The sequence below is a fragment of the Pseudomonas sp. RSB 5.4 genome (assembly GCF_037126175.1).
Classification (GTDB): domain Bacteria; phylum Pseudomonadota; class Gammaproteobacteria; order Pseudomonadales; family Pseudomonadaceae; genus Aquipseudomonas; species Aquipseudomonas fluorescens_H.
Map to the genome: position 1 here is coordinate 4,964,995 of NZ_CP146986.1, position 14,066 is coordinate 4,979,060.

Sequence of the window (14,066 nt, forward strand, 5' to 3'; positions counted from 1 at the left end):
CACGCCGCGTAGCACGGCGCTACCGGATCAGCAGCTGTAGTACAGCTCATATTCCAGTGGGTGTACGAAGGTGCGGACCTTGATTTCTTCTTCGGATTTCAGCGCGATGTAAGCGTCGATGAAGTCGTCGGAGAACACGCCGCCCTTGGTCAGGAACGCACGGCCCTTGTCCAGCTCTTCCAGGGCTTCTTTCAGGCTGCCGCAAACTTGTGGGATCTCTTTCGCCTCTTCAGGCGGCAGGTCGTACAGGTTTTTGTCAGCGGCGTCGCCTGGGTGGATCTTGTTCTGGATGCCGTCCAGGCCGGCCATCAGCAGTGCTGCGAAAGCCAGGTACGGGTTGGCAGCCGGATCCGGGAAACGGGCTTCGATACGACGGCCGCGTGGGCTGTTGACGTAAGGAATACGGATCGAGGCGGAACGGTTGCGAGCCGAGTAGGCCAGCATCACCGGCGCTTCGAAACCTGGCACCAGACGCTTGTAGGAGTTGGTGGCCGGGTTGGTGAAGCCGTTCAGGGCCTTACCGTGTTTGATGATACCGCCGATGAAGTACAGGGCGGTTTCGGACAGGCCGGCATAGCCTTCACCTGCGAAGGTGTTCTTGCCGTCTTTGGCGATGGACATGTGCACGTGCATGCCCGAGCCGTTGTCGCCGTACAGTGGCTTCGGCATGAAGGTCGCGGTGCGGCCGTAGGCGTCGGCAACGTTGTGCACAACGTATTTCAGCGTCTGAACTTCGTCAGCTTTCTTCACCAGGGTGTTGAACTTGACACCGATTTCGTTCTGACCGGCAGTCGCCACTTCGTGGTGGTGAACTTCAACGGTCTGGCCCATCTCTTCCAGTGCGTTGCACATGGCAGTACGGATTTCGTGGTCGTGGTCGAACGGCGGAACCGGGAAGTAGCCGCCTTTGATACCAGGACGGTGGCCTTTGTTGCCGCCTTCGATGTCCTGGTCGGACATCCACGAGCCTTGTTCGGAGTAGATCTTGAACATCGAACCGGAGATGTCCGACTTGAACTTCACTTCGTCGAAGATGAAGAATTCTGGCTCTGGACCGGCGAAGACGGTGTCACCGATACCGGTGGTCTTCAGGTATTCCTCGGCGCGGTGAGCGATGGCGCGCGGGTCGCGATCGTAACCTTGCATGGTCGAAGGTTCGATGATGTCGCAAACCAGGATAAGGGTTGCGTCTTCGGTGAACGGGTCCAGAACGGCAGTGTCGTCGTCCGGCAGCAGGATCATGTCGGAGGCTTCGATGCCTTTCCAGCCAGCGATGGAGGAACCGTCGAACATCTTGCCGACTTCGAAGAAGTCGTCTTCCAGCGCATCGCGAGCCGGCATGGTCACGTGGTGCTGAGTGCCTTTGGTGTCCGTGAAGCGCAGATCAATCCACTTGACGTCATGATCTTTGATGAGTTGAACCGACTTCGACATAGTGTCCTCCGGGGTGGCTTAGGGCTTGGTAGTGGATGCCCTTAATATGGGTGATGCCGGCGCAGATACTCTGCCAAGGCAACCTGCCTCACAAGGGAGCAAATTGCATGCCAGTGCCCCAGCATGGGTTTTTTGCCCCAAATTCACGCTTTCACAGGACGAAAGCGCCATAAAGGCGAAAATCTCGCCCTTTAATGTAGCGTCCTAAATCAAAAATGACCCGTTTTGGTGCAAGTGAAACCTTCTGCATATTAACTGGTTAAACCTTGAGCAATTTCCGCTATAATCCGCGCCCCCCTTTTTCGGCTGGCCCTGCGCGCGCTGTTTTCATGAAACTAATCGTAAAAGTCTTCCCCGAGATCACCATCAAAAGCCGCCCTGTCCGGATGCGTTTCATCCGCCAGCTGGCCAAGAACATCCGCGCCGTGCTCCGCGATCTGGACCCGGCCGTGGTGGTGAACGGTGTGTGGGACAATCTCGAGCTGGAAACCCGCGTTACCGACCCCAAAGCCTTGAAAGAGATGGGCGAGCGCCTGACTTGCACTCCGGGTGTCGCGCACTTTCTGCAGATCGACGAGTACCCGCTGGGCGACTTCGACGACATCACCGAGAAGTGCAAACAGCACTACGGCGATGTGCTGGCCGGGAAGATTTTCTCGGTGCGCTGCAAGCGTGCAGGCAAGCATCCGTTCAGCTCGATGGACGTTGAAAAATACGTCGGCAGCAAGCTGCGTCGTGAGTGCGGTGCGGCCGGAATCGACCTCAAAGACCCGCAAATCGAAGTTCGCATCGAAGTTCGCGACCAACGGTTGTTTGTCATTCACAGCCAGCACAACGGCATCGGCGGATATCCGCTCGGCGCCCTGGAGCAGACGCTGGTATTGATGTCCGGCGGCTTTGACTCGACGGTTGCCGCGTACCAGATCATGCGCCGCGGCCTGATGGCGCATTTCTGCTTCTTCAATCTGGGCGGGCGTGCCCACGAATTGGGCGTGATGGAAGTCGCGCATTTCATCTGGAAGAAGTACGGCAGCTCGCAACGCGTGCTATTTGTCAGTGTTCCGTTCGAAGAAGTGTTGGGCGAAATTCTCGGCAAAGTCGATAACAGTCATATGGGCGTCGTATTGAAGCGTATGATGTTGCGCGCATCGTCGGCCATCGCCGATCGGCTGCACATCGATGCGCTGGTCACCGGCGAAGCGATTTCCCAGGTATCGAGCCAGACGCTGCCGAACCTGTCGGTGATCGACTGTGTGACCGACAAGCTGGTCCTGCGCCCACTGATCGTCGCGCACAAGCAGGACATCATCGACACGGCCAACGAGATCGGCACCGCCGATTTCGCCCGGCACATGCCGGAGTACTGCGGGGTCATCTCGGTCAATCCGAAGACCGCCGCCAAGCGCCACCGTGTTGAGCACGAAGAGAAAGAATTCGACATGGCGGTTCTCGAGCGTGCGCTCGAAAACGCCAAACTGGTGTCGATCGATCGGGTGATCGACGAATTGGGCCAGGATTTGCAAATCGAAGAAGTCGGCGAGGCGCTGGCCGGTCAGATCGTCATCGACATCCGTCACCCGGATGCGGCCGAGGATGACCCGCTGGAACTTGCCGGCATAGAAGTACAGACGATGCCGTTCTACGCAGTGAACGCTCGTTTCAAGGAGCTGGATCCGACTCGCCAGTACCTGCTGTATTGCGACAAAGGCGTGATGAGTCGCCTGCATGCTCACCATTTGCTCAGTGAGGGGCATGCCAATGTGCGCGTTTATCGACCGAGCTAAGTGCCCGGGGCTGTTTGCCTGTGGCCTGCGTCACCGGCCCCCCGACACCGCCGTCAAGCTGTAACGGCCATGCCGGACACTACTGTTAATCGCTGCCAAGACTTGTCAGCAAACCGAATCCTCTGATCGAGATACACAAGTGATCGAAAATCTACGTAACATCGCCATCATTGCCCACGTTGACCATGGTAAGACCACCCTGGTAGACAAACTCCTGCGTCAATCCGGCACCCTGGAGCGCAACGAGCTCAACGACGAGCGCGTGATGGACTCCAACGACCAGGAAAAAGAGCGCGGTATTACCATTCTGGCGAAAAACACCGCCATCAACTGGAACGGCTACCACATCAACATCGTGGACACCCCGGGCCACGCCGACTTCGGCGGCGAAGTAGAACGCGTAATGTCGATGGTCGACTCCGTTCTGCTGCTGGTTGACGCTCAAGACGGCCCTATGCCGCAAACCCGTTTCGTGACCAAGAAGGCCTTCGAAGCCGGCCTGCGTCCAATCGTGGTCATCAACAAGGTTGACCGTCCAGGCGCGCGTCCGGACTGGGTTCTGGACCAGATCTTCGACCTGTTCGACAACCTCGGTGCTACCGAAGAACAACTGGACTTCCAGGTTGTTTACGCTTCGGCCCTGAACGGCATCGCCGGTCTGGATCACACCGCCATGGCGGAAGACATGACCCCGCTGTACCAAGCGGTAGTCGATCACGTTCCGCCTCCGGCCGTTGACCGTGACGGTCCGTTCCAGATGCAGATCTCCGCTCTGGACTACAACAGCTTCCTGGGTGTTATCGGTGTTGGCCGTATCGCTCGTGGTCGCGTCAAGCCGAACACCCCGGTTGTCGCTATCAGCGCCGACGGCAAGCGCCGCAACGGTCGTATCCTGAAGCTGATGGGTCACCACGGTCTGCACCGCATTGACGTTGAAGAAGCGGCGGCCGGCGACATCGTCTGCATCAGCGGCTTCGACGAGCTGTTCATCTCCGACACCCTGTGCGATATCAACACCGTCGAGGCGATGAAGCCGCTGACCGTTGACGAGCCAACCGTTTCCATGACCTTCCAGGTAAACGACTCGCCATTCTGCGGTAAAGAAGGCAAGTTCGTGACCTCCCGTAACATCAAGGATCGTCTGGACAAAGAGCTGCTGTACAACGTTGCACTGCGCGTTGAAGAAGGCGACTCGGCTGACAAGTTCAAGGTTTCCGGCCGTGGTGAGCTGCACCTCTCGGTACTGATCGAAACCATGCGTCGCGAAGGCTTCGAGCTGGCTCTGGGCCGTCCTGAAGTGATCATCCGTGAAGTTGACGGCGTGAAGCAGGAACCGTTCGAAAACGTCACCATCGACATCCCTGAAGAATCGCAGGGCAAGGTCATGGAAGAGATGGGTCTGCGTAAGGGCGACCTGAGCAACATGGTGCCGGATGGCAAGGGCCGTGTTCGTCTGGAATACAACATCCCTGCTCGCGGTCTGATCGGTTTCCGTAACCAGTTCCTGACCCTGACCAACGGTGCTGGCATCCTGACCTCGATCTTCGACCGTTACGCGCCAGTGAAGTCGGGCCACATGTCCGGCCGTCAGAACGGCGTTCTGGTTTCGGTTGAAACCGGCAAGGCACTGACCTACTCGCTGGAAACCCTGCAGGCTCGTGGCAAGCTGTTCGTAGAACACGGCCAGGAGATCTACAACGGTCAGATCGTTGGTCAGAACAGCCGCGACAACGACCTGGGTGTGAACCCAACCAAAGGCAAGAAGCTCGACAACATGCGTGCTTCGGGTAAAGACGAAACCATCGCTCTGGTACCACCTGTTCGCTTCACTCTGGAACAGGCTCTGGAATACATCCAGGAAGACGAGCTGTGCGAAGTCACGCCTAAGTCCATCCGTCTTCGCAAGAAGATCCTGGACGAAAGCGAGCGTACCCGCGCTGCCAAGAAAGCCAAGGCGTAATTTAGCCCGAGCTTGAAAAAACGCCCCCGGTCGCGAGACCGGGGGCGTTTTTGTTTGTCCGGGATTTAACCGAGACGGGTGCGGTGTTTGTGCTGGCTTCTTCGCGAGCAAGCCCGCTCCCACAGCAGATCTCGGTGAACACAAATCTTGTGTACGCCATAGTTCCCTGTGGGAGCGGGCTTGCTCGCGAAGGCGGCCTGACAGGCGCCGAAAATTTCAGGAACGATCAGAACTTCTCGATCGACCGCGAGTTCTGCACTCGCTCCACTTCTTTGGGCTTGTACGCGCAATACCCCGGCCGCGGGCCGATTTTCGGGTGGTTGCGGCAGGTGTCCGGGCGCTTGTCATAAATGGTGCACAAGCGCGATTTACGATCCAGGTAGTAGCAATCGTTGTTGCTCATGCGCTGCAGGGTGAAGATCCCCGACTTCTGGTTGAAGCGCTCGACCAGCCCTTCCTTTTGCAGGCGCTTGGCGATGTTCTTCGGCGGATCGCCCAGCTCGAACTCGTCGACCACGCCGATGCGCACCAGATCCTTGATCTTGACCTCGACCGGCAGCGTGCAGCAGCTGGAGATACAAGAGCCACACATCGGGGCCGAATATTTGGCCCACGTATCGAGACGATCGATCTCGGCGGCGGCAATCAGGTTGGGCTTCATCATCGGGGGTTACCAGGCGTGTGTGCATCAGGGCGCGCGATCATACCGGGACTGGTGGATTTTTGAACAACCTTTCGCCAGATTTTTTCATCGCCCGCCAAAGTTGGCGCTTAACCCGGCACGGGCCATGCATCGATCCGCGTGCTCGCCAAGGTTATGCCGGGCGATCTCACACTCTCAAGAAAAACTGCCGAACCAGAGCCGTCAGCGTCGGTCAGACCGTCTAGGCTCAGACAATTCCCCGCTCGCTCGAGGTCCTATCGATGACTCAAGAACCACTAGTTCGCGAAGCAGAGGTGGCCGCATTCCGCGATGCCGTCCTGACCAAGCTCACCTATGCAGTGGGCAAAGACCCGGATCACGCCTTCGACCATGACTGGTTCGAAGCCATTGCCCTGGCGGCGCGCGACCACATGGTCGAGCACTGGATGGACCACACCCGGCAGATCTACCGCAAAGGCCAGAAGCGGGTGTATTACCTCTCGCTGGAATTTCTCATCGGTCGTTTGCTCTACGACAGCCTGAGCAACCTCGGCCTGCTCGACGTCGCCCGTGAAGCACTGACTGAACTGGGTGTCGATCTGGAACGGATTCGCCTGCTGGAACCCGACGCGGCACTCGGCAACGGTGGCCTCGGACGTCTGGCGGCGTGCTTCATGGAAAGCATGTCGACCCTCGGTATCGCCGGGCACGGCTACGGCATTCGCTACGAACACGGTCTGTTCCGTCAGGCCATCGTCGATGGCTGGCAGCAGGAACAGACCGAGCACTGGCTGGATTTCGGCAACCCGTGGGAGTTCGAACGTCCGGAAGTGGTGTACTCGATCGGCTTCGGCGGCAGCGTCGAAACCGTGACCGATGCCAGCGGCAAGACCAAACAGGTCTGGTCGCCTGCGGAAACCGTGCGGGCGATTGCCTATGACACGCCAGTGGTCGGCTGGCGCGGGGCGAGCGTCAACACCCTGCGCCTGTGGCGTGCCCGGGCCATGGAAGATCTGCACCTGGAGCGCTTCAACGCCGGTGACCACTTGGGCGCCGTCGCCGAAGTCGCGCGGGCTGAAAGCATTTCCCGGGTTCTCTATCCGGCCGACAGCACCGAAGCCGGGCAAGAGCTGCGTCTGCGTCAGGAGTATTTCTTCGTCGCCGCTTCGCTGCAGGATTTGCTGCGCCGCCATCGCAACATGCACACCTCGGTGCTGACCCTGGGCGATCACGCGGCGATCCAGCTCAACGACACCCACCCTTCGATTGCCGTCGCCGAATTGATGCGCCAACTGGTCGACGTCTACGACGTGGCCTGGGATGCGGCGTGGCAAGTCACCGTCGACACCCTGTCGTACACCAACCACACGCTGCTGCCGGAGGCGCTGGAAACCTGGCCGGTGGGCCTGATGGAGCGCATGCTGCCGCGGCACATGCAGATCATTTATCTGATCAACGCCCAGCACATCGACTCGCTGCGGGCCAAAGGCATTCACGATTTCGACGTGCTGCGCGCGGTTTCCCTGATCGAGGAAGACAACGGTCGCCGTGTGCGCATGGGCAACCTCGCGTTCCTCGGTTCGCATAGCGTCAACGGCGTGTCCGGGCTGCACACGCAGTTGATGCGCAAGACCGTGTTCGCTGAACTGCACAAGCTCTACCCGGAGCGGATCAACAACAAAACCAACGGCATCACCTTCCGCCGCTGGCTGTTCCAGGCCAACTCCGAGCTGACCTCGATGCTGGTCGACTCCCTCGGCCCGGAGGTGCTGGATAACCCGGAAGAACGCTTGCTCGACCTCGAACCGTTCGCCGAGAAACCCGCCTTCCGCAAAGCCTTCGCCGAGCAGCGCCTGCACAGCAAAAAGGCCCTGGCCTACCTGATTCACGAGCGGCTGGGGATTGCGGTCAATCCGGCGGCGATGTTCGACGTGCAGGTCAAACGGATCCACGAATACAAGCGTCAGTTGCTCAACCTGATGCACACCGTGGCGCTGTATCAGGCGATCCGTGCCGAGCCGGAAACCGACTGGGTGCCACGGGTGAAAATCTTCGCCGGTAAAGCGGCGGCCAGTTATCACCAGGCCAAACTGATCATCAAACTGACCAACGATATCGCCCGGGTGGTGAACAACGACCCGACCGTACGCGGCTTGCTGAAAGTGGTGTTCCTGCCCAACTACAACGTCAGCCTGGCGGAGAGCATCATTCCGGCGGCGGACTTGTCCGAGCAGATTTCCACGGCTGGTTTCGAGGCTTCGGGCACCAGTAACATGAAGTTCGGCCTCAACGGTGCACTGACCATCGGCACCCTCGACGGCGCCAACGTGGAAATGTGCGAGCGCATCGGCGCCGAGCACATGTTCATCTTCGGCCTCAGCGCGCAGCAGGTCGAAGCGCGTAAACAGAACCACGAGTTCAGCGCCGCACCGGACATCGCTGCGTCCCATCGTCTGAACGATGTGCTGCAGGCGATCCGCAGTGGTGTGTTCTCACCGGACGACACGTCGCGCTATACCGGGCTGATCGATTCGCTGGTGGACTACGACCGCTTCCTGGTCTGCGCCGACTTCGACTCGTACTGGGAAGCGCAGATGCGCGTCGATGCGCACTGGCACGATTCCAACAACTGGTGGCGTTCGGCAGTGCTCAACACGGCGCGCATGGGCTGGTTCTCCTCAGACCGGACGATTCGTGAATACGCCACCGATATCTGGAAAGCGCTGGAGTAATCTTTCGCAACAAATGTGCGCAAGGCCCAGCGTTTGTTGGGCCGGATCGATATACTGAGCGCCGGTTACCGAATGTGTCAGTTAGCACAAGACCCCCTTGTGGGAGCGGGCTTGCTCGCGAAGGCGTTGTATCAGTCAATTGGATATCGACTGACACAACGCCTTCGCGAGCAAGCCCGCTCCCACATTGGATTTTGCCTAGACTGAAGCGACTGTCGGGATTGCCCCGCCTTGGGGCTGCTTAGGGATATCGACCATGCAATGGATGTTCATGTTGATCGGGCTATTGCTCGGCTGGCTGCTCGACGAGTCGTTCAGTGATGCACTGCTGGGTGCGCTGCTCGGACTGGCGATCGGGCAAACGCTGCGCATCGCCCAGCTCGGCAGGCAGACTGCGGAGCAACAGCGCCAACTTGAACAGACGAAGGTGGCCTTGCAAGGCGTCGCGCAGCGCCTGTATCTGCTGGAAGGCTCTCTCTCTCACGCGGTGCCAGCGGCAAGCGCGGAACCGGTCAGCGAGCCTGCCATCGTCGCCGAACAAGCACCCGCCGACGCGCCGGATCTGGTCTGGGAACTGCCACCCGAGCTCGAACCGATCTCTGCCGTTGCCAGCGAAACCAGTCAGCCGCTGCCGGCCGATGTCTGGCATCTGGACGCCGTCACTGCCGAGCCATCGCCCCTCGCACAACCTGCCGAACCCCGTGGCCCGAACCTGATCGAGCGTGGCATCCGCGCTGCGCGCAACTGGCTGTTCGGCGGCAACACCGTGCTGCGGGTCGGTGTGGTGCTGCTGTTTTTCGGTCTGGCCTTCCTGCTGCGCTACGCCACCGAAGGCATGGTGGTGCCGATCGAATTGCGTTACGCCAGCGTCGCGGCGGCGGCGTTGGCCCTGCTGGCGCTGGGCTGGTGGCTGCGCACACGCAACAACAGCTATGCGCTGATCCTGCAAGGCACCGGGATTGCGGTGCTGTACCTGACGGTGTTTGCGGCGATGCGTCTGCATCCGCTGCTCGATCCGTCCGCCGCGCTGGGTCTGCTGGTGGCGGTCACGGTGTTCTCGGCGATCCTCGCCATCACTCAGGATGCTCTTGGACTGGCCGCCGCCGCTGCGCTTGGCGGTTTCGCCGCACCGATCCTGACCTCGACCGGGGAGGGCAACCATGTCGCGCTGTTCAGCTATTTCGCGCTGCTCAATGCCGGCATTCTCGCCATTGCGTGGTTCAAGGCCTGGCGCCTGCTCAACCTGATCGGGTTCGTCGGCACCTTCGGTATCGGCTTCGCTTGGGGCCTGCGTTCCTATGCGCCCGAGTTGCTGTGGAGCACCGAGCCGTTCCTGATTCTGTTCTTCCTGATGTATCTGGCCATCGGCCTGCTGTTCGCCCGGCGCAAGTTGCTCGACATGCCCGATGCGCCGGCGGACGGTGATCGCGAGGCGCTGCTGCACTGGTCGGCGCGCAAAGGCGACTACGTCGACGGCACGATGCTGTTCGGCCCGCCGATCGTTGGCTTCGGCTTGCAGTTTGCGCTGGTGCAGCACCTGGAGTTCGCCGCCGCGTTCAGCGCACTCGCACTGGGCGTGATCTACATGGGTCTGGCCCGGTTACTGATGAGTGGTCGCGCCTTGTTGCTGGGTGAAACCTGTCTGGCGCTGGGGGTGATTTTCGCCAGTCTGGCGATCCCGCTGGGCCTCGATGCGCGCTGGACTTCGGCGGCGTGGGCAGTGGAGGGCGCGGGGATATTCTGGCTCGGCCTGCGTCAGCAGCGGCCGTTCGCCCGGGCGTTTGCCCTGCTGCTGCAACTGGGTTCGGCGCTGGCCTTTCTCAGTCAGTTGCGGGTTGGCGAAAGCAGCCTGCTCGACGGCGCACCGCTGGGGGCATTGATGCTCGGCATCGCGCTGCTGTTCAGTTTCTATCAATTGCGCAAAGCCACGCCGGAACAGGCTTCTCCATGGGAGCGCCAGGGTTTGCCGGTGCTGGCGGCGCTGGGCCTGACCTTCCTGTACCTGCTGGCGCCGCTGTTTTTCTTTGTTCAGGCGACAGCGATCAGTTGGGCCTTGGCCGGATTGGTGACCTTGTTTGTCGGCCTGCGCCTGCAATCGCGCACGTTCCTGTTCACCGCGTTCGCCGTGCAGTTGCTCGGCGGCGCGCTGTTCCTGTTGCGCCTGCAAGGCGCGGGCGAGGATTCGGCGGCCGTGTTCAGTGCCGGTTGGAGCGGTTTGCTCAGCGCATCGCTGATCGGTCTGGCGTTGATCGGCGGCATGTTGCTGGCGGCGCGCGACGAGATGGTGCGCGGCGATGTGCGGCTGCTGCGCGGGTTGTCGGTGGTGTTGCTGGCGGGGTTGGTGCTGATCAATCTGGCAGTGCTGTTCGTGCTGCCGTGGCAGACTGCAAGCGCGGTGTGGGCGGCGAGCGGTCTGTTGATCATCTGGCTCAGCCTGTACCTCAAACAGCGCGTGAGTTTTGTCTTTGGGCTGTTGTTGCAGTTGATCGGCGGCGCGGCATTCTTGTTGGCCGGCCCCGCGTTGCTCGGGCCGCTGTCCAGCGAAGGTCTGCGGCCGTTGGCCCATGGCGGCTTCTGGACGCCGCTGGTGCTGGGGTTGGCCGCGCTGGTCGGTGCCTGGCGCCTGCAATTGGGCAATCACGCCTCGGCCTTCGATGCGCTGAGTTTGCAACGCCTGTCCGAAGTGCTGCTGGTGTGGGGCGCCGGTTGGTGGGTGTTGGCGTGGGTCAGTGAGGTGCTGCGTTTTGCGCCGCTGAATCTGCAGGCGACGCTGTTACTGCTGGTCGCTGCGCTGAGTGTGGCGCTGTGGACGCTGTTGTCGCTGCGTCTGAAATGGCCGGCGCTGGGCCTGCTTTGCACCTTGCTGATTCCGGCGGCGGGGCTGGTGTTGCTGGCGGCGTGGCATGCGCGTTATCACCCAGCGGCGAATTTCGGTTGGCTGGCGTGGGTATTGGTGTTCGCCGTGCATTTCTTCAGCCTGCGGCGTCTGGCACCGATGCTGCCGGCACGAGCCTTGAGCACTGCGCATGTACTGGGTTGCTGGCTGCTGATCGGCGTACTGGCGCTGGAGCTGCGCTACGGCTTACTGCTGTTGTCCGAGCAATACAACGCCTGGCGCTGGCTGGGCTGGGCGATCCTGCCGAGCCTGTATCTGCTGTTGGCGGCGGCTCCGCGCAACTGGCCGTGGCCGGTGGCAGCGTTCCCTCGTGAATATCGTTTGTACGCTGCTGCGCCGCTGGCAGTGCTGATGCTGGCGTGGTTCTGGCTGGCCAACGGTGTCAGCGACGGCAACGCCGAGCCGCTGCCGTATGTGCCGCTGCTCAACCCGCTGGAATTGGGCCTGCTGTTCGCTTTGTTCGGGGTTTACGTGTGGTCGCGTCATGCGGTGACGCAGTTTGCCCTGCGCAAGGATTACGCCGAGTACGCCACGCAACTGGTCGCCGGGGTTTCGCTGTTCGCCTTCTGTACCGCGCTGGTGACCCGCGCCGCACACCATTGGGCGGGGATTCCGTTCGAGCTGGATCTGCTGCTCGAATCGATGCTGGTGCAGGCCGGGTTGTCCATCGTCTGGACCCTGATGGCGCTGGGTCTGATGATCGGCGGCCATCTGCGCCATCGTCGCGAAGTGTGGCTGATCGGCGCGGCGCTGATTGCGCTGGTGGTGGCCAAACTGATTTTTGTCGAATTGAGCAACCGTGGCGGCCTCGCCCGGATCGTCTCGTTTATCGGTGTCGGTGTGTTGCTGCTGGTGGTGGGCTACTTTGCACCGCTGCCACCGAAACGCGCCGAAGCCGAACCGGCGGCGGACAAACCCGTCCCGGACACCGAAGGAGTTTCATCTTGAGTCGCATGCTGAATCTGGGGTGGTTGGCGCTGGGTGTGGTGATGACTGCCGGCGCCCTGGAAAAACCGGCGGACTTCGCCACGCAGGTGCCGCTGGCGGTGAGTGGCAACGGTCCGTGGTATCGCCTCGACCTGCCGTTGAGCGCGCAATTGCAGGCACGCCAGACCGATCTCAGCGACCTGCGCATATTCAACGCTGCCGGTGAACCGCAAGCCTACGCCCTGGCCCGCGAATCGGCGCAGACCCGCGACGACGGGCAGTTGCATGAGGTGAAGTGGTTCCCGCTGTACAACGCCGCCGATGCCAGTGAGCGTGCGCCGAACGTGCGTGTGCAATCGACCACCACTGGCACATTGGTAGAAGTGCAGCCGTCGACTCAACTGGAGGCCGGCGAAGAAGTGCTGCGTGGCTGGCTGCTCGATGCCAGTGCGATCAAGGCGCCGCTGCAGCAGCTGATTCTCGACTGGACCAGCGAGCGTGACGGCTTCCAGCGCTTCAGCATCGAGGCCAGTGATGACTTGCAGCATTGGCAGGCGTGGGGTGAGGGGCAGGTGGCACGGCTGACCTTTTCCGACGAGCGCATCGAACAGCATGAGGTCGCGCTGCCGGGGCAATCGGCGCGCTATCTGCGCCTGCTGTGGGAGGCGCCGACGTCGGCACCGATCCTGACTTCGGCACAATTGAAAAGCAGCGATCCCCGCAACGTGCCGCTGCCGTTGGTCTGGTCGCAAGCGCTGGCGGGCAGCAGCACCCAGTCCGGCGAGTACACCTGGCAGCTGCCGATGGGGCTGAATGTCGAGCGGGTGCAGGTCGAGCTGAAGCAACCGAACAGTCTGGCTCCGGTCACGCTTGCGGGCCGGCGCGAAAGCAGCCTGCCGTGGCAGACGTTGAGCAACGGTTTGCTGTATCGCCTGACCCAGAACGGTCAGGACGTGGTGCAGAACGAATTGCAGTTGTACGGGCAGACTGTGCAGCAATTGAAACTGAGCGTGGACGAGCGCGGCGGTGGTCTGGGCGAGCAGGCACCGAGCCTGAAATACGCGGTGCGGGCGACGCAGGTGATTTTCCTTGCGCGCGGTGAGGGGCCGTACAGTCTGGCGCTGGGCAATCCGTCGGTGAAAACCGCGAACCTGCCGCTGAGCACGCTGATTCCGGATTTCAAAGCGGAAAAACTCGCGACGCTGGGCAAGGCAACGGTGCAGGGCGCAGTGGTTGTCACGCCGGCTGCGCCGGCAACCACAACGGCGGTGGCCGAGACCAACTGGAAGAAGATCGGCCTGTGGGCGGTGTTGCTGGTGAGCGTGGTGTTCCTTGGGGCGATGGCGGCGAGTCTGTTGCGCAAGCCACCGACCAATTCCTGAGCATGGCTGGCGCTGCGCGCCATTCGCGAGCAAGCCCGCCCCCACATTGATCGCGTCCAGCAGGGCTACTCGGTCAACTGTGGGAGCGGGCTTGCTCGCGAAGGCGGCCGATCGGCCAACAAGAATTTCAGATCGGTCGCGGATCCGCATGCACCACCCGTCCCGTTTCGAACTACGCTGAATGCGGTGCCTGAACTCTCTCGACCCGTTCACGTCTGATGGAAGCAATTGCGCCCCAATGCACGTTACCGGGCGTCATCGCTCGCTACGTTTTCAGACTCCCTGTAAACTGCGCGGGTTTTTAGCCC

7 protein-coding genes are annotated in these 14,066 nt (G+C 61.0%); 5 read left to right on the plus strand and 2 right to left on the minus strand.

Annotated elements, in window-relative coordinates:
* Window positions 1-27 precede the first annotated feature (27 nt).
* Window positions 28-1,434, minus strand: a complete 1,407-nt coding sequence (gene glnA, locus V9L13_RS22505) for a glutamate--ammonia ligase (protein WP_003220788.1) — start codon at window positions 1,432-1,434, stop codon at window positions 28-30.
* A 329-nt stretch (window positions 1,435-1,763) separates the two neighbouring features.
* On the opposite strand from glnA, the gene thiI reads away from it, so the two are divergent.
* Both thiI and typA read left to right on the plus strand, forming a co-directional pair.
* Window positions 1,764-3,218, plus strand: coding sequence for a tRNA uracil 4-sulfurtransferase ThiI (thiI, locus tag V9L13_RS22510; RefSeq protein WP_338800577.1), 1,455 nt, complete (start codon window positions 1,764-1,766; stop codon window positions 3,216-3,218).
* Between the two features lie 139 nt (window positions 3,219-3,357).
* Window positions 3,358-5,178: a translational GTPase TypA gene (typA, locus tag V9L13_RS22515; protein ID WP_003220792.1), complete on the plus strand. Its 1,821-nt coding sequence runs from the start codon at window positions 3,358-3,360 to the stop codon at window positions 5,176-5,178.
* 226 nt (window positions 5,179-5,404) lie between these two features.
* Here the strand turns inward: typA and V9L13_RS22520 are convergent, their stop codons facing one another.
* Window positions 5,405-5,842, minus strand: coding sequence for a YkgJ family cysteine cluster protein (locus tag V9L13_RS22520; protein ID WP_045122258.1), 438 nt, complete (start codon window positions 5,840-5,842; stop codon window positions 5,405-5,407).
* 260 nt (window positions 5,843-6,102) lie between these two features.
* On the opposite strand from V9L13_RS22520, the gene V9L13_RS22525 reads away from it, so the two are divergent.
* The 3 genes from V9L13_RS22525 to V9L13_RS22535 all read left to right on the plus strand — a co-directional run bounded on the left by V9L13_RS22525 (window position 6,103) and on the right by V9L13_RS22535 (window position 13,758).
* Window positions 6,103-8,553, plus strand: a complete 2,451-nt coding sequence (locus V9L13_RS22525; protein WP_003220794.1) for a glycogen/starch/alpha-glucan phosphorylase — start codon at window positions 6,103-6,105, stop codon at window positions 8,551-8,553.
* 256 nt (window positions 8,554-8,809) lie between these two features.
* Window positions 8,810-12,397, plus strand: coding sequence for a DUF2339 domain-containing protein (locus V9L13_RS22530; RefSeq protein WP_338800578.1), 3,588 nt, complete (start codon window positions 8,810-8,812; stop codon window positions 12,395-12,397).
* On the plus strand, window positions 12,394-13,758 hold the full coding sequence (locus V9L13_RS22535; RefSeq protein ID WP_338800579.1) for a DUF3999 domain-containing protein: 1,365 nt from the start codon (window positions 12,394-12,396) through the stop codon (window positions 13,756-13,758). Before V9L13_RS22530 ends, V9L13_RS22535 begins: the two co-directional genes overlap by 4 nt.
* Window positions 13,759-14,066: the final 308 nt, after the last annotated feature.